The following is a 19,286-nucleotide window of genomic DNA, read 5'->3' as shown; positions in this document are numbered from 1 at the left end:
AGGAACGCTAGACGATTGGAGACACCGATGGGCAATCCCCCCGACGAGTCGCGCGTGCGCGAGGCCGTCGGCGCGGCGCGCCACTCGGCGTCTGCGACGACGGCGACCGATCGTGGGACCTTGGTCCCCATCGACACTCCCGCCGGTGGTTCCGGGAGCCCCGACGTCGACCCGGCCGCGAGCCCGCAGGACGCCGCCGGCGCGCCCCACCCGCACCAGCCGGTCGCACGGACCTCCGCACGCGCCGACCACGACTCGGCCGTGGCCGTGCCCCGGTGGGCCGAGGCGGTCCTGGAGCAGCTGCCCGAGGCGGTCGCCGTCGTCGAGACGGGCCCGGAGAACGTCTGGAAGACCGTGGCGGTCAACCGGGCCGCCGCCGCGCTGAGCGGGTACAGCCGCGAGCAGCTGCTGGGTGACGGGCCGGACCTGCTCCGCGCCCCGTGCCTCGGCCTGGACGGGCAGCGCTCCGTGGGAGCCGCCCTGGCCCGTCGCGAGCCCGCGTCGCTGACGACGCTCGCCCGGCGTGCCGACGGCTCGGAGTACTGGGCAGGGCTCGAGCTCGCACCCCTCGACATGCCCGGCGCGCCGACGCAGCTGTGGACCGCCGTCATGCGCGACGTGTCCGCGCAGGTGGAGACCGTCGAGCTGGAGCGGGTCCGGGCGGAGGTCGAGCGGCGCGCCCGGGTCGGGCTGAGCCTCGTGGCCCGCGTCTCGGACCTGCTCCAGGAGGCCGACGCCGGGGACGTGCTGCGCGCCATCGCCGACCTGCTGACCCGGCAGGTGGTGGCCTGGAGCGGGTTCGTCGTCGCGGGACGCACCCTGCAGGAGGTGGACGGCATCGCCGACGACCCGCCCGCCGACCATGCCGCGGCCCTGCGCCGCGGCCGTGGGGCGGAGCGGGACGTGGTGCTCGAGCTGCTGCTCGGCAACACGATGCGCACGGTCCGCCTCGCCCCCGACGTCCCGGCGCCCGACGGCTCGCTCGTCGCCCAGCTGCTCGAGATCGTCCGGCCGCACCTCGAGCACGCGCCCGACGCCGCGGGCGAGGTGCTCGTGCTCCCGGTGCTGGGGCGCCAGCGGACCCTCGGGCTGCTGGTGGCCCTGCCGCGCCGGGAGCCCGCCGGCGCCCCGGTCGCGGACGAGCAGGACCCGGCCGAGGGGTCGCCGGTCCTCCCGGACGAGGTCGGCACCGTGCTCGAGCTGGTGGCGCGCCGGGTGGGCATGGCCATGGACAACGCCCAGCTCTACGCCCGTGAGCACGTGCTCGCGGAGACCCTGCAGCGGGCCATGCTGCCCGAGCAGGCCGACGTCGAGGGCCTGGACGTCTGGACGTACTACGCGCCCAACGCCGAGCACGCCCAGGTGGGCGGCGACTGGTACGACGTCGTCAACCTCCACGACTCCGTCGTCGCCGTGGTCATCGGTGACGTGGTCGGTCACGACGTCGAGGCGGCGGCCGCGATGGGCCAGCTGCGCTCGGTGGTGCGCGCCTTCGCGGCCGAGCTGGTGGACCCCGGCACGGTGCTCGCCCGGGTGGACGCGCTCGTCACCGGGATGCGGATCCCGCGGACGGCCTCGCTCGTCTACGCCACCCTGACGCCCCGCGGGGAGGTGTGGGACCTGGCCTACTCGCGCGCCGGCCACCTGCCGCCCCTGCGCCTGCGCGACGGCGAGGTCACCGCCCTGGACGGCGCGGGCGGCACGCTCGTCGGCTTCGGCACGGGGGAGCGGGAGACCGCCCGCACCGAGGTGCTGCCCGGGGACGTGCTCGTGCTCTTCACCGACGGGCTCGTCGAGCGGCGGGACCGGCCCATGCGCGACGGCGTGGAGGCCCTCCGGGCGCTCACCGCGCGGGTGCACGCGCCCGACGCCGCCGGCGTCGGTGAGGAGCTCCTCCAGCTCGCCGACGCGCCCGAGGACGACGTCGCCATCGTCGTCATCCGCGTGCCGGGCGGCCCGGAGAGCGAGGTCGACTCGGCCGCCCCGCGGCGCCGGCGCTGGCAGATGCCGGTGGACGCCGCCTCGATCGGCCGTGCGCGCCACGCGGTCCGCCGGGCGTGCGCCGCCTGGGGCATCGAGGACGTCGCGGCGGCCGAGCTGGTGATCTCCGAGCTCATGGCCAACGCCGTCATGCACGGCTGGGGACGGATCGGCCTGCGGCTGCAGGACACCGGGGACGGCCTGCGCATCGAGGTGGAGGACGCGAACCCTGCGCCCCCGATCACCCGGGAGCGGCACGCGGGCCGGGTCGGCGGGTTCGGCATGCACATCGTCGACCGTCTCGCAGACTGGGGCTGGCGGCCCACGCCGACGGGGAAGGTCGTGTGGGCCCGGCTGCGCTCGGAGTCCGGCCGGCGGCCCGACGCCGGGCCGGTGCTCGGCCGGAGTCCGGCCGGCGCCTGAGCGAGGGCGTCGGACGGGGCCGAGAGGGGAGCGGGCGGGCCCAGGGGCCGCCGGCGGGTGTCAAGCTGCGGCGGCGGGTCAGCTGCCGGCGCCAACCGCCGGCGGCGGTCATCAACCGCCGGTGCGGGCGGTCAGGCGTTCAGCCGCCGGAAGCTGCTCCGGCGTGAGGCGTCACACGCGTGGTCAGCGTCGATCCGGAAGAGGCCGAGCGCGCCACAGATGTCCAGCACGAACAGCTCGCGGTCGCTGATGCCGCGCAGCACCGCGGCGCCCCCACGCTTGGCGGAGGCGTCGGCGAGCGCCATGAGGAACGCCGCACCGGTGGAGTCCATGAAGGTGACGCCGCACATGTCGATCACGAGCAGCTGGCGGCGCAGCCCGCTGACGCGGGCCGTCACCTCGGGGAACTGGGCCCGTTCGGCGAGGTCGAGGTCGCCGGCGATGGTCACCGTCGCCGTCGAGGCGGAGGCCGAGATCTCGATCATGCTGGAGCTTCTTCCTCGCGTCCGTCTTGGGCTGGGCCCGGGTCCGCGGTCAGTTGCTGCCGGACACTTCGGCTGGTCACCTCCACGACGCTAACGCGCCGATCGCTCCCGTGCACGCCGGACACCCGGCACGAGACGGCCGGGTGCCCGCCGCCGGGCTCCGGTAACCTCGTCTGGGCGCCGTCCGGCGTCGTCGGGCCGGTGAGAGGATCGAACATATGCCAGCCGTGGTGGTCGTCGGAGCGCAGTGGGGCGACGAGGGCAAGGGCAAGGCGACCGACCAGCTCGGCTCGCGCGTCGACTACGTGGTCAAGTTCAACGGCGGGAACAACGCCGGCCACACCGTGGTGGTGGGTGACGAGAAGTACGCGCTGCACCTGCTGCCCTCCGGGATCCTCTCCCCGGGCTGCACCCCCGTGATCGGCAACGGCGTCGTCGTCGACCTCGAGGTGCTCTTCCAGGAGATCGACGGGCTCGAGTCCCGGGGCGTCGACACGTCCAAGCTGCTCGTCTCGGCGAGCGCCCACATCATCCCGCCGTACAACCGCACGCTGGACAAGGTGACCGAGCGCTTCCTCGGCAAGCGCCAGATCGGCACGACCGGCCGCGGGATCGGCCCCACCTACGCGGACAAGATGAACCGGGTGGGCATCCGCGTCCAGGACCTCTTCGACGCGAGCATCCTGCGGCAGAAGGTCGAGGGGGCGCTGGCCCAGAAGAACCAGCTGCTCGTGAAGGTCTTCAACCGCCGCGCCGTCGACGTCGACGCGATCACCGAGGAGCTGCTCTCCTACGCCGAGCGCGTGCGCCCGATGGTCGCGGACTCCTCGCTCGTGCTCAACACCGCGCTGGACGAGGGCCGGACGGTCGTGTTCGAGGCCGGGCAGGCCACCATGCTCGACGTCGACCACGGCACCTACCCCTTCGTCACGTCCTCCTCGGCGATCGCCGCCGGTGCCTGCACCGGCTCCGGCATCGGGCCGACGCGCATCGACCGGGTCGTGGGCGTGCTCAAGGCTTACACGACCCGGGTGGGGGAGGGCCCCTTCCCGACCGAGCTGCACGACGACATGGGGGAGTTCCTGCGCTCGACCGGCGGCGAGTACGGCACGACCACGGGGCGACCCCGCCGGACCGGTTGGTACGACGCCGTCGTCGCCCGCTACGCCACCCGGGTGAACGGGCTGACCGACCTCGTGATGACGAAGCTCGACGTGCTCACCGGCCTGGAGAAGATCCCGGTGTGCGTCGCCTACGACGTCGACGGCGTGCGGCACGACGAGATGCCGGCCGACCAGTCGTCCTTCCACCACGCCAGGCCGATCTACGAGGAGCTCGACGGCTGGGCGGAGGACATCACCGGCGCGCGGACGTTCGAGGACCTCCCGGCGGCCGCGCAGCGCTACGTCCTGACGCTGGAGGAGATGAGCGGCACGCGGATCTCCTCGATCGGCGTCGGACCGGACCGTGACGAGACCATCGTGCGCCAGGACCTGCTCGACTAGAAAGCCGCCGAGCGGTCATCTGCTGACAGGTCCTCGTCCCCGCGAGACGCCGGCCCGGCGCGCACGCGCGGCGATCAGCTGTCCGGTGCGTGGGCCTGGAGGAACTCGTAGACCTCGGTCTCGTCGACGCCCGGGAACGTGCCGGACGGCAGCGGGCGGAGGACGTAGGCGTGCATCTTCGCGCTCGGCCACGACTGCTCCCGCCACCGGGTGGCGAGCTCCGTGCGGGGGCGGCGGCAGCACGCCTCGTCCGGGCAGCTGGACTGCGCCCGCCGGGTGGTCTCCCGGCCGCGGAACCACTTGGCGTGCGCGAAGGGCACCCCGAGGGTGATGGAGAACTCCGAGTCGGTGCTCGAGCCGGTCTGCGTGCTGCACCAGTAGGTGCCGGCGGGGGTGTCGGTGTACTGGAAGAACTCCGTGGTGCGGTTGCGCCGCGCGAACGCCGCGCGGGCCGCCCACTTCCGGCACAGCGGCTGCCCCTCGATGGCGCCGGAGGCGTCCGCCGGGAGCGGCACCCCGTCGTTCTCGTAGCCGCGGTAGAGGGCGCCGTCGCTGTTGGCCCGGATGAAGTGCACGGGGATGCCCAGGTGCGACGTCGCGAGGTTGGTGAACCGCTGGGCGGCCGAGTGGTGGGTCACGCCGAACGCGTCGCGGAAGTCCTCCATCGCGAGGTCCTTCGCCGCCTTCTGCTTCTCCAGGAACGCGACGGCGGCGAAGCGTGGCACCAGGCAGCAGGCGGTGAAGTACGCGAGCTCCTGACGCTGACGCAGGAAGTCGCCATAGCTCTTCGGGTTCTCGTGCTCGAAGATGCGGTGCGCCATCGCCTGCAGCGCGAGGGAGCGGAGGCCGTACCCACCGGGGATCGACGCCGGCGGCAGGTAGATCCTGCCGTTCTCCAGGTCCGTGACCGTCCGCGTGGAGTGGGGCAGGTCGTCGACGTGGATGATCGTGAAGCCGAGCCGCTCGGCCATCTGGGCGACCATGTGGTGGGTCAGCGCGCCGCCGGTGTAGCCGACGGACCGCACGAACTCCTCGGCCTTCGCCTCGATCTCGGGCACGTAGTTGCCGCGGGCCTGCATGTCCAGGCGCAGCTCGGTGTTGATCCGGCGCGCCTCCTCCGGCGTGGCGATGGCCGCCCGCGCCCGCCGGTCCAGCTCAGCGTGCAGCGCCACCAGCGACTCCAGCGCCTCCATCGGCAGCCGGCGGCCCGGGCGCACGGGCGTCACGCCGAGCGAGGCGAACAGCGGGCCCCGCTGCGCCCGCTCGAGCGCGATCTCCAGCTCCGCGCGGCGGTCCGGCGGCGGCTCGGGGCTGAGCAGGGAGGCCACGGGCGTGCCGAGCACCTCGGCGATCGCGGTGAGCAGGGAGAGGCGTGGCTCGCGGCGGCCGTTCTCGACGAGGGAGAGCTGGCTCGTCGTCGACCCGACCGCCGCCGCGAGCTGCTGCAGCGTCAGCCGGGCGGCCACGCGGGCGTGGCGGATCCGCTTGCCAAGGACCAACGGATCCGTTCCGGGTCTGGGAGTCTGTGTGGTGGAGGTCTCACCGGCCATCTGTTGACTGTAGCGAAACTTTCGCGGTTTTTGCCAGCCGGCAGGCGTTGAAGGGGGCTTGAAGTGGGCTCAGAGTGGATGCAGCAGGACGCTCCGCCGCGTTCGCAGGGATCCTCGGAGGAAGATATGACGACGACAGAAGCCGTAACCCACCACGCCGCGCCCTTCAGCGGACTGACGATCACCGACCCGGACCTGTTCTCCTGGGTCCAGACCGTCGCCGCGCTGACCGAGCCGGACAACGTCTACGTGTGCGACGGCTCGCAGGCGGAGTACGACAGGCTCGCCGCGGGGCTGGTCGCGGCCGGGACCTTCATCAAGCTGGACGAGGCGTTGCGGCCGGGCAGCTACCTGGCCCGTTCCGAGCCGTCCGACGTGGCCCGGGTGGAGTCGCGCACCTTCATCTGCTCCGAGAAGGAGGCCGACGCCGGGCCCACCAACAACTGGTCCGAGCCGACGGCGATGCGCGCGACGCTGAACGGCGTCTTCGCCGGCTCCATGCGCGGGCGCACGATGTACGTCGTCCCGTTCTCGATGGGCCCGGTCGGTGGACCGATCTCCCGGGTCGGCGTCGAGCTGACGGACTCCCCGTACGTCGTCGCCTCCATGCGCATCATGACCCGCATGGGCGCGGACGCCCTCGCGCAGATCGAGCAGGGGGCGGACTGGGTCCCCGCGGTGCACTCGGTCGGCTACCCGCTGCGCGACGCCGACGGCGCGACCCGTGAGGACGTCGCGTGGCCGTGCAACGACGAGAAGTACATCGTCCACTTCCCGGAGTCCCGCGAGATCTGGTCGTACGGCTCCGGCTACGGCGGCAACGCCCTGCTGGGCAAGAAGTGCTACGCGCTGCGCATCGCCTCGGTCCTCGGCCGGGACGAGGGCTGGATGGCCGAGCACATGCTCATCCTGAAGATCACCGGTCCGGACGCGCGCGTCTACCACCTGGCCGCTGCCTTCCCCTCCGCCTGCGGCAAGACCAACCTCGCCATGCTCCGGCCCACGATCCCGGGCTGGAAGGTCGAGACGATCGGCGACGACATCGCCTGGATGCGTCCCGGCCCGGACGGCCGCCTGTACGCCATCAACCCGGAGGCCGGGTTCTTCGGCGTGGCGCCCGGGACGGGCGAGTCCACCAACCCGACGGCGATCGCCGCGCTCGGCCACGACGTCGTCTTCACCAACGTCGCGCTGACCGACGACGGCGACGTGTGGTGGGAGGGGCTGACCGACGACGTCCCGGAGCACCTCGTCGACTGGCAGGGCAACGACTGGACGCCCGACTCTGGCCGGCCCGCCGCGCACCCGAACTCCCGCTTCACCGTGCGCGCCGACCAGGCGCCGTCCATCGCCCCGGAGTGGGAGGCGCTCGGCGGCGTGCCGATCGACGTCATCCTCTTCGGCGGGCGCCGCGCCTCCAACGTGCCGCTGGTGGCCGAGTCCTACGACTGGGAGCACGGCGTCTTCATCGGCGCCACGGTCTCCTCGGAGCAGACGGCCGCGGCCGAGGGTGCCGTCGGCGCGCTGCGCCGTGACCCCTTCGCCATGCTGCCCTTCTGCGGCTACAACATGGCCGACTACTGGGGCCACTGGCTGAAGATGGGGGAGCGGCTCGGCGACAAGGCGCCCCGCATCTTCCAGGTGAACTGGTTCCGCAAGAACGCCGACGGGAAGTTCCTCTGGCCCGGGTTCGGTGAGAACGCCCGCGTGCTGGAGTGGGCGCTGCGCCGGGTCAACGGCGAGGTCGGCGCCGCCGACGCCGCCACCGGCCGCCTCCCGCTGCCGGGGGACCTCAACCTCGACGGCCTGGACGTCACCGAGGAGGACCTCGCCGAGCTCTTCGCCATCGACCCGGCCAGCTGGACGGCCGAGGCGGAGCTGACCGAGGAGTACTTCGGCCAGTTCGGCCACCGGCTGCCCGACGCCATGACGGACCAGCTCGCACGCCTGCGGGAGCGTCTCGCGCAGGCATAGCCGGCTCGAATGACGGCGATGTCCTCACCCGCGGCTGCGGGCGAGGACATCGCCGTCGTGCTGCGCCCGGCCGGGGCGCCGGTCTCAGCGGCGCGCTTGGCGGCCCGGTCTCAACGGCGCGCGAGGGGCCCGTCTCAGCGGCGCGCGAGGCGCAGCTTCCAGGCCTCGGGACCCTCCTGCAGGTAGCTGACGGCGAAGGCACCCGGCTCGCGCGCCTCGATCTGGGCGAGCAAGGGGAGCGGGTCGTGCGGCGCCACGAGGTCCAGCGCGAAGCCGGGGGCGATGGCCCCGAGGGCACCGAAGACCGTGGCGTGACGGATGGCGTGCGGGATGGCACGGACGTCCAGCTCCGGAACGGCCTCGTCGTGACCGCCGCAGGCGCAGCCGCCGCCGGCTGGTTCGTCCCGACGGGGAGAGATCTTGACGTCGTTGATGGCCATGCGGCACGTCCTTCCAGGGTTGTAGGCCCCTTCAGGTTATGGAAGGAGAATTCCGTGAAAAAGGCGCGCCGGTGGCGCCCACCGCCGCGTCAGCGCGGAGAGTGCTGCTCCTCCTCGCCGGGCCGCGGGTGGCGGTACGGGTCGGCGGACGCCGGCGGGGGGCCGTACGGGTCGGCGGACGCCGGCGGGGGGAACGGGTCGGCGCTGTACCGGGCGGCGGACGAGCCGGCTGGGTCATAGGAGCCGGGGGCGCCGCCGGGCCACGTGGCTCCCGGCCCGTCATAGGCGCTTCCCTGGCCGTAGATGGCTCCTGCGGGCATCGCCGTCGTCGCCGAGCGGTTCCTGCGCGTGACGAAGACCACCGCGCCGATCACCGCCAGCAGGACCAGGCCGGCGACCACCCACCACAGCCACGACATGGAGCTCGTGGGGCCGAGGAGGGTCGCGGCCCCGCCGTCGGCCTCGCCCGTGGCGGTGACCCCGGCGGCGATGACGGCCGGGTCCGTCCACGTGACCGTGTGACCCGTGACCTGGCCGCCCCCGGCGTCGATGACCGCGCCCGGGAAGGTCACCGCGAGGGCGACCTCCAGCCCCGGGATGTCCTCCACGTCGGCGGGCGTGAGGCCCGCCTGGCCGTCGAGCGTGAACGTGCAGACACCGTCGGCCTTGCTGATCGAGAGGCCCTGGGCGTTCATCTCCGTCAGCGGTGCCCCGGTGAAGGTCACCGCGCAGCCGAGGTTGCCTCCCTCGTCGATCGCGTCGACGGTGTGGTCGACGCCGCCAGGGAGGCCGGCCTGGCCGAGGGCGTCGGTCAGCTGCGAGCAGTCGAGCTCGTCGCGCGTCATCGCCCCCGTCTTGTCCACCACCGTGAGTGCGAGGTCGGCGGTGTCGTCGCCGTGGATGGTGATGCCCATGTCCAGGCGCATGCAGCCGGCGAGGAGGAGCAGCAGGGGGAGCAGGAGCAGGGCGTGGAGCTGCCCGGCGGTGCGCGGCCGGCCGGTGCTCATGGCATCAACCTAGCCGCCCCGGGGAGCCCGTCGCCCGGCTATGACGGGCCGTTCTCCGGGCGCCGTCACCGGGCGGGCGCCCGGGGGCGCACCTACAGTGCTGGGATGGTGCTCCGCCCGCGACGCGACCGCGGTCCGACCCTCCTGCTCGCCGATCTCGCCCGGGCCGCGGGGGTCCTCAGCCTGGCGGTGGCCGCCGTGTGGTGGGGCCCCGTCGGGGTGGCCGTCTTCGCGCTCGTCCTCCTGGGCCTCGTGCTCCCGCGCGTGGCCGCCGTCCCCGCCGGCCTCGACCTCGCCTGCGGCGTGGTGCTGCTCGCGGCGGCGTGGTTCAGCTTCGCCGGGCTCTACGCGGCGGTCGCGTGGCTCGACCTCGTGGTGCACCTCGCGGCCACCGGGCTCGTCGCCGCCCTGGCACACACCCTGCTGGTCCGGGGCGGCGCGCTCCCGTCGCCGGACGCCTCCGTGGTGCACCGGCCGCGCCTGGGGATCGTCGTGACCACCGCGGCGCTCGGCCTGGCGTTGGGCGCGGCGTGGGAGATGGGCGAGTGGGCTGGCCACACCTTCATCGACGGGGCGATCTCGGTCGGCTACGACGACACGATCGGCGACCTCGTCGCGGGCGGGCTGGGTGCCCTGACCGCGGGCGTGGCGCTGGCCCGCGCCCCGGGACGCCGGACCGCCGGTGTGCAGCCGCGCGCCACGGTGCGGCAGCCGCGCGCCACGGTGCGGCAGCCATGAGGACGGTCGACGTCTCCGTCGTCGTGCCGGTCAAGGACGACGCGGCGCTGCTGGAACGGTGCCTGCTCCTCCTGGCGGAGCAGAGTGTCGCGCCGCGGGAGGTCATCGTGGTTGACAACGCCTCCAGCGACCACAGCGCGCTCGTGGCGGCGGCGCACGGGGCGCGGGTGGTGCGCGAGCCGCACCCGGGGATCCCGGCGGCGGCGTCCGCCGGCTACGACGCCGCCGTCGGCGAGGTGATCGTGCGCTGCGACGCGGACACCGCCCCGGGCCCCGACTGGCTCGAGCGCATCTGGGCGCTCATGAGCGACGACCCGGGCCTCGACGCCGTGACCGGGACGGGGCAGTTCTACGACGTCGGGACCTGGCGGGCGCGGCTGGTGCGGCCGCTGTACCTCGGCGCCTACTACCTGCTCGTCCACGCCGCCCTCGGGCACCCGCCCCTGTGGGGCTCGAACATGGCCGTCCGGCGGGCCACGTGGCGTGAGGTCCGCCACCTGGTCCATCGCGACGACGCCGAGCTGCACGACGACATCGACCTGGCCTTCGCGCTGGGTCCGGAGCGGCGCATCAGCTACGACCCCGGCCTCTGTGTGGGGGTCTCGGGCCGGTCCCTGCGCGGCGGCGCCCAGCTGCGCCGACGCGTCCGCCGCGCCGGGCGCACGCTCGCCGTGAACTGGCGCGTGGCGCCGCCGTGGGAGCGATGGGCCCGCCGGTTCGCGGCGCGCGCGGCGGCGCGCGCGGCCGCGTCGCGGCGCTGACGGACGACGGCGCAACCACCTCCCGCGCCCAAGTAGGCTCTGCGCGTGAGGATCCTGCTGATCGGGTCGGGCGCGCGAGAGCACGCCCTGGCCCGGGCCCTGGCCGATGACCCCAGAACGACCGAGCTGGTGGTCGCCCCCGGCAACCCGGGAACTTGGGCGATCGCCCGCACGATGAAGCTGGACATCCTCGACCGCGCCGCCGTCGTCGACGCCGCCCGGGCGATGCGGGCCGACCTCGTCGTCGTCGGCCCCGAGGCGCCCCTGGTGGCGGGCGTGGTCGACGCCGTGCGCGACGCCGGCATCGCCTGCTTCGGCCCCAGCAGGGAGGCCGCGCGCCTGGAGGGGTCCAAGGCCTTCGCCAAGGAGGTCATGGCCGCCGCCGAGGTGCCCACGGCGATGGCGCACGTGTGCACGAGCATCGAGCAGGTCACCGCGGCCATGGACGCCTTCGGGGCGCCCTTCGTCATCAAGGACGACGGCCTCGCGGCCGGCAAGGGTGTCGTGGTGACGTCCGACCGTGAGGAGGCCCTCGCGCACGCCCGCGCGTGCCTCGCCAAGGAGGGCGGCGACGCGGTGACGGACGGCGCGCCCGCCGTCGTCGTGGAGGAGTACCTCGACGGGCCGGAGATCTCGCTGTTCTGCCTGTGCGACGGCACGGACGTGATTCCCCTCGAGCCGGCCCAGGACTTCAAGCGCCTCGGCGACGACGACGCCGGCCCGAACACCGGCGGCATGGGCGCGTACTCGCCGCTGCCGTGGGCGCCCGAGATGCTGCGGAACGAGGTCGTGGACCGGGTGGCGCTGCCCGTGGTCCGCGAGATGGCCCGCCGCGGCACGCCGTTCGTCGGCGTCCTGTACTGCGGGCTCGCGCTGACGTCGCGCGGCCTGCGCGTCATCGAGTTCAACGTGCGCTTCGGCGACCCCGAGACCCAGGTCGTGCTCGCCCGCCTCGCCTCCCCGCTCGGGGAGCTGCTCATGGCCGCGGCCACGGGGAACCTGCACCAGGTGTCCTCGCCGCGCTGGCGCACGGACGCGGCCGTCACGGTCGTCGTCGCGGCGCACGGCTATCCCGGGCCGGTCCGCAAGGGCGACGAGGTCTCCGGGATCGCGGACGCCGAGGCGCAGGACGGCGTGCACGTGCTGCAGGCGGGCACCGCGGCCGGCGAGGACGGCCAGGTGCTCAGCGCAGGCGGCCGCGTGCTCAGCGTCGTCGGCGTGGGCGCGGACCTCCCGGCCGCCCGGGCGGCGGCCTACGCGGGCGTCGGCCGCATCCACCTCGCCGGCTCGCAGCACCGCACGGACATCGCCGCGGCGCTCTGACGGCGCGCAGCCGCGGCCGCGGCGTCGTCATGTCGCCCGAAACGCCGCAACGGTGAGGGTTTGCTGGTCTATGACCGGCAAACCCTCACCGTTGCGGGATGAGGCGGTGGTGTCAGTCGGTCAGGACTGCTTCTCCTCCGACCGGTCCCCGGACCACAGCGTGTGGAAGACGCCGTCCTGGTCGACCCGGTGGTACGTGTGGGCGCCGAAGAAGTCGCGCTGGGCCTGGATCAGGGCTGCGGGCAGGTGCTCGGCACGGATCCCGTCGTAGTAGCTCAGCGAGGAGGCGAACACCGGGGTGGGCACGCCGTTGAGGGCCGCCTGGGACACGACGCGGCGCCACGACGCCAGGCCCTTGTCCATGACGTCGGTGAAGAACGGGTCGGCGAGCAGCAGGGGCAGGTCCGCCTGGCGCTCGTAGGCCTCCGTGATGCGGTTGAGGAACCGCGCGCGGATGATGCAGCCGCCGCGCCAGATACGGGCCATGGCGCCGCGGTCGATGTCCCAGCCGTACTCGGCCGACGCGGCGGCGATCTGGTCGAAGCCCTGGGAGTAGGCGACCACCTTGGACGCGTAGAGGGCCTGGCGCACGTCCTCGACGAAGGCGTCGCGGTCGGTGACGTCCCACGTGCCGGCGTTGCCGGGGAGGGTCCCGCGGGCGGCGTCGCGCTGGGGCACGGAGCCGGACAGGGCGCGCGCGAACGTCGCCTCGGCGATGCCGGTGATGGGCACGCCCAGGTCGAGGCCGTTCTGCACGGTCCAACGGCCGGTGCCCTTCTGCTCGGCCTGGTCGAGGATGATGTCGACGAACGCCTTGCCGGTCTGCGGGTCCGTGTGCTTCAGCACGTCGGCCGAGATCTCCATGAGGAAGGACTCGAGGTCGCCCGAGTTCCACTCCTCGAAGATGTCGCCGATCTCGGCGGCGGAGGCGCCCAGGCCCTTGCGCAGCAGGTCGTACGCCTCGGCGATGAGCTGCATGTCCGCGTACTCGATGCCGTTGTGGACCATCTTGACGAAGTGGCCGGCGCCGTCCGTGCCGACGTAGGTGGCGCAGGGCACGCCGTCGACGTGCGCGGAGATGTCCTCGAGCATCGGGCCGAGGCGGTCGTAGGACTCGCGCGTGCCGCCGGGCATGATCGAGGGGCCGTTCAGCGCGCCCTCCTCGCCCCCGGAGACGCCCATGCCCACGAAGTGCAGGCCCTTCTCCCTGAGCGTGTTCTCGCGGCGGATCGTGTCCGGAAAGTGCGCGTTGCCGGCGTCGACGATGATGTCGCCGGGCTCCATGTGCTCGGCGAGCTCGTCGATGACGGCGTCCGTCGGCTGGCCGGCCTTGACCATGATGATCGCCACGCGCGGCTGGGCCAGCGAGGCCACGAAGTCGGCGACCGACTCCGACGGCACGAACGTGCCGTCGGCGCCGTGCTCGCCGACGAGCTTCTCGGTCTTGGCGAAGGTGCGGTTGTGGACGGCCACGGTGTGCCCGTGCCGGGCGAAGTTGCGGGCCAGGTTCGAGCCCATCACCGCCAGGCCGGTGACGCCGATGTCCGCCGTGCCGACGGGCTTCTCGCTTGCCATGTCTAGTCCTCCAGGGGTCGAGTGGTGCTCGAGGTACGCCAAAACCGTACGCGACGCGGTGTTTGGGCGCCGCTGTGTGCCACGAGTTGCCGGTGAGACGCACGCCACTGCCGCGGCGGCGGGGCGTCCGCCTGCCAAGATGGGGCCGCCGGCGCCCGGGGAGCGCCTGCAAAAATGGCGGCATGGACATCGACGCCGGTTCCGCACCGGACCTCGAAGGCTGGGCGCACACCTACTCCGGCAAGGTCCGCGACCTGTACGTGCCCCGGGACGCCTCCGCCCACGCGGGGGGAGACGTCGTGCTTGTCGTGGCCAGCGACCGCATCAGCGCCTACGACTACGTCCTGCCGTCCACGATCCCGGACAAGGGCAAGATCCTCACGGCGATGACCCTGTGGTGGTTCGAGCAGCTCGCCGACGTCGTCCCCGGCCACCTCGTCTCGCTCGACGTGCCCGCCGAGGTGAGGGGACGGGCGATGATCTGCCGGCAGCTGCGCATGTACCCGATCGAGTGCGTGGCCCGCGGCTATCTCACCGGCTCCGTCATGCCCGAGTACCGCGCGACGTCGACCGTGTGCGGGATCCCGGTGCCCGCCGGCCTGGAGGACGGCGACAAGCTGCCGGAGCCCCTCTTCACCCCGGCCGCGAAGGCGAACCTGGGGGAGCACGACGAGAACATCTCCTTCGAGGAGACGGCCGGGCGCGTCGGGACGGCCGTGGCGCGGCGGCTGCGGGAGACCACGCTCGCCGTGTACGCCCGCGCGGCGGAGATCGCGGCGGCGCGCGGCATCCTGCTCGCCGACACGAAGCTCGAGTTCGGTGCGTCGCCCCAGCCGGGGGAGCCCGAGATCGTCCTCGGAGACGAGGTCCTCACCCCCGACTCCTCACGGTTCTGGCGCGCAGAGGACTGGACGCCCGGGCGGCCGCAGATGAGCTACGACAAGCAGTTCGTCCGCGACTGGCTCGCCTCGCCCGACTCCGGGTGGGACCGGCGGGGCGAGGCCCTTCCGCCCGCGCTGCCGGCCGACGTCGTCGAGCGCACCCGAGAGCGCTACGTCGAGGCCTACGAGCAGCTCACCGGCCGCACTCTCGACTGACGTGCCGGGTCCGCCCGCGACCGGTGGCCTGCGCCACGTCCCAGGGAAACCTACGTCACCGTAGCCTCCGCTTTCGCCGCCAGGTTATCCATGCCACACTCGAGCAGGCGGACGACCGTGTCCGCCAGTGCGGCCCCGGTCGTGCCCCCCCTCGAGCACCAGGCGGCGGCCCATGAGCCAGACCCTCACCCCCCACAGTCACGTCGACTCCGGCGGAGCCGGCGGGCATCCTCGCGGCAGCGCCCGCGAGCGGCAGATCAGCGACTTCACGACCCTGACGCAGCGCGTCCAGCAGGCCGGGCTCATGCGCCGGGCCTACGGATACTACTGGTCGAAGCTGATCGGGCTGACCGTGGCGGGCCTGGCCCTCGCGGGCGTCTTCGTCCTCATCGGCAGCAGCTGGTGGCAGATGGTCACCGCCGTCGTCCTCGCGCTGCTCATGACCCAGATCGCCTTCCTCGGCCACGACGCCGCGCACCGGCAGATCTTCGTCTCCGGGAAGTGGAACGAGTGGGTCTCCCTCATCGTCATCAACCTCTTCGCCGGCATGGGACTGGGCTGGTGGCAGCGCAAGCACAACAAGCACCACGGCGCCCCCAACAAGCTCGGCGCCGACCCGGACATCGAGTCCGGTGTCCTGGCTTTTACCCCGCAGGGCGCCGCGGCGCGCACGAACAGGCTGACCCGGTGGCTCGCCACGAAGCAGGGCTACTTCTTCTTCCCGCTGCTGCTGCTCGAGGGCGTGAACCTGCACGTGCAGGGGATCAAGCGGGTCGTCGGGCGCGGTGAGGTCAAGCGGCGGTGGGTCGAGCTGAGCTTCATCGCCATCCGCCTGGTCACGTACTTCGCGCTGGTCTTTCTCGTGCTCACCCCGGGCAAGGCCGCCGCGTTCATCGGGATCCAGCTCGCCGTCTTCGGTCTCTACATGGGCCTGTCTTTCGCGCCCAACCACATCGGCATGCCGATCGTGCCGCCGACGCTCAAGTTCGACTTCCTGCGCCGCCAGGTGCTCATGAGCCGCAACGTCACCGGCGGCCGCTGGGTCGACACGTTCATGGGCGGCCTGAACTTCCAGTCCGAGCACCACCTGTTCCCCTCGATGGCCCGCCCGAACCTGCGCAAGGTCGCACCCATGGTGCGCGAGTACTGCGACCAGCTCGGGGTGAAGTACACCGAGACCTCGATCGGGCAGTCCTACCGGGCGGTGGCGACCTACATCAACCGGGTCGGCCGCGGCGGCCTGGACGTGTGGACCTGCCCGCTGGCCGCGCAGTACCGCGTCTGAGCCAGCACGCACGACGACGGACGGCGGGGGTTTCGGCCCCCGCCGTCCGTCGTTGCGGGGCCGGTTCGCGCCCGCTGGTCCGTCGTCGCGGCGCCGGTTCGCGGCCCCGCCGTCTGTCGTAGCGGCGCTGGCCCTCGGCGTGCGTCGCCCGCCCTAGCGGCGCGGCGGGCGACCACGATGCGGTCGCCGGGACACCTGCGGACGTGCTTCGTCTCATTCCGCGGAACTTAATCTCCCCGCGCCACGCCCGCCTCCCCCGCCGCGACAGGATCCCACCTGCACTGCCGGGCCCAGAGCGGTACCGGCCACCGTGAGGCGAGCAGGAGCGACGAGATGACCGCAGAGCTGACGGCCACGCGCCCGGCGCCAGAGGCCTCGGTGCTGCGTGGGCGGCCGGGCAGCAGGGCGCTACCCGTGGCCTGGGAGGGCGTGGGCCGCAGCTTCACGCAGGGACCGGCCCGGCGCACGGTCCTGCGGGACGTCGACCTGCACGTCCGTCCGGGTGAGGTCCTCGCCATCCTGGGGCTCAGCGGGTGCGGGAAGTCCACGCTGCTGCGGCTCACGGCCGGGCTGGACGCCCCCAGCGCCGGTGCCGTGCGCATCGACGGCACGGACGTGGCCGGGATCGACCCGCGCAGCGCCGTCGCCTTCCAGGAGCCGCGCCTGCTGCCCTGGCAGACGCTCGAGGGCAACGTCCGGGTGGGGCTGCCCGCGCGCACCCCGCGCGGCGAGGGCCGGGAGCGGGTCGCCGAGCTGCTGGAGCTGGTAGGCCTGGCGGACTTCGCGCACCATCGGCCCCGCGAGGTCTCCGGCGGCATGGCCCAGCGGGCCTCCCTCGCCCGGGCGCTCGCCCGCGACCCGGGCGTGCTGTTGCTCGACGAACCGTTCGGCGCCCTGGACGCGCTCACCCGCATGAAGATGCAGGACCTGCTCCTGCACGTGCACGCGGCGTCGCCCACGACGGTCCTGCTCGTCACCCACGACGTCGACGAGGCGCTCCAGCTGGCGGACCGCATCATCGTGCTCGGGGCGGAGGAGGGCCGCGAGGGCGCCACCGTGACGAGGTTCCTCGACGTCCCCGGCGCGCGGCCACGCAGCCGCGGCTCCGCCGCGCTCGCGGCGCTGCGCAGCTCGCTGCTCGAGAGCCTCGGCGTCGACAGCCACAACCACTGACCGTTCGTTCCCCTCATCCACCACCCGGCCACCGGCACCCCCGGACAACCCGAAGGACCACCATGAAGCGCCCCGCCCGCACGGCCGCCCTGCTCACCGCCGCCGCCCTCGCCCTGTCCGGCTGCGTGCCGGGTGAGGGCACCGCCTCCGCCAAGGACGCGGCGACCGGTGGCGGCGAGCTGAGCATCGACTTCGCCACATACAACCCCCTCAGCCTCGTCATCAAGGAGAAGGGCTGGCTCGAGGACGCGCTCGCGGACGACGGCGTGAGCGTCACCTGGATCCAGTCCGCCGGGTCGAACAAGGCCAACGAGCTCCTGCGCTCCGGGGAGCTCGACGTCGGCTCGACCGCCGGCTCCGCCGCCCTGCTCGCCCGCTCCAACGGTTCCCCGATCAGGACCATCGACATCTACTCCCAGCCCGAGTGGGCCGCCCTCGTCACAACCCCGGACTCGGGCATCACCGCGGTGGGCGACCTCGTCGGCAGACAGGTCGCCGCCACGAAGGGGACGGACCCGTACTTCTTCCTCCTCCAGGCCCTGGCCGAGGCCGGTGTGGACGCCGGCGACGTGACGATCCAGAACCTCCAGCACGCCGACGGCCGCGCGGCCCTGGACTCCGGCTCGGTCGACGCGTGGGCCGGCCTCGACCCGATCATGGCCGCCGCCGAGCAGGGCGGCGACGTCCTCTTCTACCGCAACATCGACTTCAACACCTACGGCTTCCTCAACGCCACCGAGGAGTTCCTCACCGAGCAGCCGGAGGTCGCCCAGACCGTGGTCGACGCCTACGAGCACGCCCGCGCCTGGGCGCAGGAGAACCCGGAGGAGACCGTCACGATCCTCGCCGAGGCGGCCGGCATCGACCCGTCCGTCGCCGCGGCGGTCATCGAGCGGACCAACCTCGACGTCGACCCCGCCCCCGGGAAGGCCCAGCTCGACGTCCTCACCACCGTCGGGCCCATGTTCGTCGAGACCGGTGACGTGGAGAGCCAGGCCAAGATCGACGACGCGCTCGCCGCGCTGCTCGACGACTCGTTCGTGAGCAAGGCCGACCCGGCCACGATCGGCGCGTCGTGAGCGATGCGCGCCTGACGACCGTCGGGCTCACCGGCACCGGTGCCCGCTCCGGCGTCGACCGCACCGGCGTCGGCGGCACCAGCGGGGCCGACCCCGAGGACACGGTCAGCGCCCCCCGCGCGCCCGCGGGTCGCCGCCGGCCCGGCCGGAACGCGCTGCTCGGCCTCGTCGTCCCGGCCCTCCTCCTCGGCGCCTGGCAGCTCGCCTCGGTGCTGGGGTGGATCAACCCGGTCACGCTGCCCGCCCCCACCGACGTCCTGCGCGCCGGGGCCGACCTCGCCGGCCGCGGCGACCTCACGCTGCACGTCGTGATCTCCACCCAGCGTGTGCTGCTCGGCTTCCTCTTCGGGGCGGCGGCGGGGCTCGCGGCCGGCGCTGTCGTGGGGCTGTCCCGCTGGGCGGAGACGCTGTTCTCGCCGACGATCGGGGCCTTCCGGGCCGTGCCGTCACTGGCGTGGGTGCCGCTCCTCATGCTGTGGATCGGCATCGGCGAGGACTCCAAGGTTCTCCTCATCGCCATCGGCGCGTTCTTCCCGGTCTTCACCACCGTCTCGATGGCGCTGCGGCACGTGGACCGCCACCTCGTCGAGGCCGGCCGGGCCTTCGGTCTGCGCGGTCTCGCGCTCTTCCGCACGGTGCAGCTCCCCGCGGTCGTCCCCTCCGTCGCCTCCGGGCTGCGCCTCGCGCTCGCGCAGTCCTGGCTCTTCCTCGTCGCGGCGGAGCTGCTCGCCTCCTCCATGGGCCTGGGCTTCCTGCTCACCGACTCCCAGAACAACGGCCGCGTGGACCGGATGCTGCTGGCGATCGTCCTGCTCGCCGTCATCGGCAAGACCACGGACGCCGTCCTCGGTCTCGTCGAGCGGCGCGCGATCACCAGGTGGGCGTGACCGG

The 19,286-nt window shown here is 73.3% G+C and carries 16 protein-coding genes; 11 read left to right on the top strand and 5 right to left on the bottom strand.

Annotated elements, in window-relative coordinates:
- The first annotated feature begins 27 nt into the window (after positions 1 to 27).
- Entirely contained in the window at positions 28 to 2,403 is a 2,376-nt protein-coding gene (locus tag EJK16_RS02545) for a SpoIIE family protein phosphatase (protein WP_127126027.1), read from the top strand.
- Between the two features lie 131 nt (positions 2,404 to 2,534).
- Here EJK16_RS02545 and EJK16_RS02540 read toward each other — a convergent pair whose 3' ends face one another.
- Positions 2,535 to 2,888, bottom strand: coding sequence for an STAS domain-containing protein (locus EJK16_RS02540; protein WP_127126025.1), 354 nt, complete (start codon positions 2,886 to 2,888; stop codon positions 2,535 to 2,537).
- Between the two features lie 218 nt (positions 2,889 to 3,106).
- Here EJK16_RS02540 and EJK16_RS02535 point away from each other — a divergent pair, with 218 nt between their 5' ends.
- Positions 3,107 to 4,393 carry an adenylosuccinate synthase gene (locus tag EJK16_RS02535; RefSeq protein ID WP_127126023.1) on the top strand — a complete coding sequence of 429 codons (1,287 nt, stop codon included), beginning with the start codon at positions 3,107 to 3,109 and terminating at the stop codon, positions 4,391 to 4,393.
- Between the two features lie 74 nt (positions 4,394 to 4,467).
- On the opposite strand, the gene EJK16_RS02530 is transcribed toward EJK16_RS02535, so the two are convergent.
- On the bottom strand, positions 4,468 to 5,943 hold the full coding sequence (locus EJK16_RS02530; RefSeq protein ID WP_127126021.1) for a helix-turn-helix domain-containing protein: 1,476 nt from the start codon (positions 5,941 to 5,943) through the stop codon (positions 4,468 to 4,470).
- Between the two features lie 126 nt (positions 5,944 to 6,069).
- On the opposite strand from EJK16_RS02530, the gene EJK16_RS02525 reads away from it, so the two are divergent.
- On the top strand, positions 6,070 to 7,917 hold the full coding sequence (locus EJK16_RS02525; protein WP_127126019.1) for a phosphoenolpyruvate carboxykinase (GTP): 1,848 nt from the start codon (positions 6,070 to 6,072) through the stop codon (positions 7,915 to 7,917).
- Between the two features lie 134 nt (positions 7,918 to 8,051).
- Here the strand turns inward: EJK16_RS02525 and EJK16_RS02520 are convergent, their stop codons facing one another.
- Together EJK16_RS02520 and EJK16_RS02515 are read right to left on the bottom strand one after the other, a co-directional pair.
- A complete protein-coding gene (locus EJK16_RS02520) occupies positions 8,052 to 8,357 on the bottom strand; it encodes a DUF2249 domain-containing protein (RefSeq protein ID WP_127126017.1) in 306 nt (101 codons plus the stop codon).
- An 89-nt stretch (positions 8,358 to 8,446) separates the two neighbouring features.
- On the bottom strand, positions 8,447 to 9,364 hold the full coding sequence (locus EJK16_RS02515) for a hypothetical protein (RefSeq protein WP_127126015.1): 918 nt from the start codon (positions 9,362 to 9,364) through the stop codon (positions 8,447 to 8,449).
- Between the two features lie 105 nt (positions 9,365 to 9,469).
- Here EJK16_RS02515 and EJK16_RS02510 point away from each other — a divergent pair, with 105 nt between their 5' ends.
- From EJK16_RS02510 to purD, 3 genes are read left to right on the top strand one after another with little or no spacing between them, the layout of a single operon-like run.
- Positions 9,470 to 10,102, top strand: coding sequence for a hypothetical protein (locus tag EJK16_RS02510; RefSeq protein WP_127126013.1), 633 nt, complete (start codon positions 9,470 to 9,472; stop codon positions 10,100 to 10,102).
- Entirely contained in the window at positions 10,099 to 10,863 is a 765-nt protein-coding gene (locus EJK16_RS02505; RefSeq protein WP_164737178.1) for a glycosyltransferase family 2 protein, read from the top strand. Before EJK16_RS02510 ends, EJK16_RS02505 begins: the two co-directional genes overlap by 4 nt.
- 45 nt (positions 10,864 to 10,908) lie before the next feature.
- On the top strand, positions 10,909 to 12,186 hold the full coding sequence (gene purD, locus EJK16_RS02500) for a phosphoribosylamine--glycine ligase (RefSeq protein ID WP_127126011.1): 1,278 nt from the start codon (positions 10,909 to 10,911) through the stop codon (positions 12,184 to 12,186).
- 120 nt (positions 12,187 to 12,306) lie between these two features.
- On the opposite strand, the gene gndA is transcribed toward purD, so the two are convergent.
- Positions 12,307 to 13,761: an NADP-dependent phosphogluconate dehydrogenase gene (gndA, locus tag EJK16_RS02495; protein WP_127126009.1), complete on the bottom strand. Its 1,455-nt coding sequence runs from the start codon at positions 13,759 to 13,761 to the stop codon at positions 12,307 to 12,309.
- 182 nt (positions 13,762 to 13,943) lie between these two features.
- Here gndA and EJK16_RS02490 point away from each other — a divergent pair, with 182 nt between their 5' ends.
- The 5 genes from EJK16_RS02490 (at position 13,944) to EJK16_RS02470 (ending at position 19,282) form a co-directional block, all read left to right on the top strand.
- A complete protein-coding gene (locus tag EJK16_RS02490; RefSeq protein WP_127126007.1) occupies positions 13,944 to 14,858 on the top strand; it encodes a phosphoribosylaminoimidazolesuccinocarboxamide synthase in 915 nt (304 codons plus the stop codon).
- Between the two features lie 172 nt (positions 14,859 to 15,030).
- Entirely contained in the window at positions 15,031 to 16,143 is a 1,113-nt protein-coding gene (locus tag EJK16_RS02485; protein ID WP_127126005.1) for an acyl-CoA desaturase, read from the top strand.
- Between the two features lie 333 nt (positions 16,144 to 16,476).
- Positions 16,477 to 17,316 (top strand): ABC transporter ATP-binding protein, encoded by an 840-nt coding sequence (locus EJK16_RS02480; protein ID WP_127126003.1) that lies wholly within the window; start codon positions 16,477 to 16,479, stop codon positions 17,314 to 17,316.
- 62 nt (positions 17,317 to 17,378) lie between these two features.
- Positions 17,379 to 18,395 carry an aliphatic sulfonate ABC transporter substrate-binding protein gene (locus EJK16_RS02475; RefSeq protein ID WP_127126001.1) on the top strand — a complete coding sequence of 339 codons (1,017 nt, stop codon included), beginning with the start codon at positions 17,379 to 17,381 and terminating at the stop codon, positions 18,393 to 18,395.
- The gene (locus tag EJK16_RS02470) at positions 18,392 to 19,282 is read left to right on the top strand and encodes an ABC transporter permease (protein ID WP_240645731.1); all 891 of its coding nucleotides are present in this window, start codon (positions 18,392 to 18,394) and stop codon (positions 19,280 to 19,282) included. The genes EJK16_RS02475 and EJK16_RS02470 overlap by 4 nt, the downstream gene beginning before the upstream one ends.
- Positions 19,283 to 19,286: the final 4 nt, after the last annotated feature.

Origin of the sequence: Georgenia sp. SYP-B2076 (genome assembly GCF_003991205.1) — a bacterium.
Taxonomy (GTDB): domain Bacteria; phylum Actinomycetota; class Actinomycetes; order Actinomycetales; family Actinomycetaceae; genus Georgenia.
Note: the sequence above shows the minus strand (reverse complement) of the source record. Positions and strands in the feature narration are given on the sequence as shown.

What these genes read in the sequence shown, in the direction of transcription:
- EJK16_RS02545 (WP_127126027.1), top strand. Translation starts at nt 28, where the DNA reads ATGGGCAATCCCCCCGACGAGTCGCGCGTGCGCGAGGCCGTCGGCGCG.
- EJK16_RS02540 (WP_127126025.1), bottom strand. Translation starts at nt 2,888, where the DNA reads ATGATCGAGATCTCGGCCTCCGCCTCGACGGCGACGGTGACCATCGCC.
- EJK16_RS02535 (WP_127126023.1), top strand. Translation starts at nt 3,107, where the DNA reads ATGCCAGCCGTGGTGGTCGTCGGAGCGCAGTGGGGCGACGAGGGCAAG.
- EJK16_RS02530 (WP_127126021.1), bottom strand. Translation starts at nt 5,943, where the DNA reads ATGGCCGGTGAGACCTCCACCACACAGACTCCCAGACCCGGAACGGAT.
- EJK16_RS02525 (WP_127126019.1), top strand. Translation starts at nt 6,070, where the DNA reads ATGACGACGACAGAAGCCGTAACCCACCACGCCGCGCCCTTCAGCGGA.
- EJK16_RS02520 (WP_127126017.1), bottom strand. Translation starts at nt 8,357, where the DNA reads ATGGCCATCAACGACGTCAAGATCTCTCCCCGTCGGGACGAACCAGCC.
- EJK16_RS02515 (WP_127126015.1), bottom strand. Translation starts at nt 9,364, where the DNA reads ATGAGCACCGGCCGGCCGCGCACCGCCGGGCAGCTCCACGCCCTGCTC.
- EJK16_RS02510 (WP_127126013.1), top strand. Translation starts at nt 9,470, where the DNA reads ATGGTGCTCCGCCCGCGACGCGACCGCGGTCCGACCCTCCTGCTCGCC.
- EJK16_RS02505 (WP_164737178.1), top strand. Translation starts at nt 10,099, where the DNA reads ATGAGGACGGTCGACGTCTCCGTCGTCGTGCCGGTCAAGGACGACGCG.
- gndA (WP_127126009.1), bottom strand. Translation starts at nt 13,761, where the DNA reads ATGGCAAGCGAGAAGCCCGTCGGCACGGCGGACATCGGCGTCACCGGC.
- EJK16_RS02490 (WP_127126007.1), top strand. Translation starts at nt 13,944, where the DNA reads ATGGACATCGACGCCGGTTCCGCACCGGACCTCGAAGGCTGGGCGCAC.
- EJK16_RS02485 (WP_127126005.1), top strand. Translation starts at nt 15,031, where the DNA reads ATGAGCCAGACCCTCACCCCCCACAGTCACGTCGACTCCGGCGGAGCC.
- EJK16_RS02480 (WP_127126003.1), top strand. Translation starts at nt 16,477, where the DNA reads ATGACCGCAGAGCTGACGGCCACGCGCCCGGCGCCAGAGGCCTCGGTG.
- EJK16_RS02475 (WP_127126001.1), top strand. Translation starts at nt 17,379, where the DNA reads ATGAAGCGCCCCGCCCGCACGGCCGCCCTGCTCACCGCCGCCGCCCTC.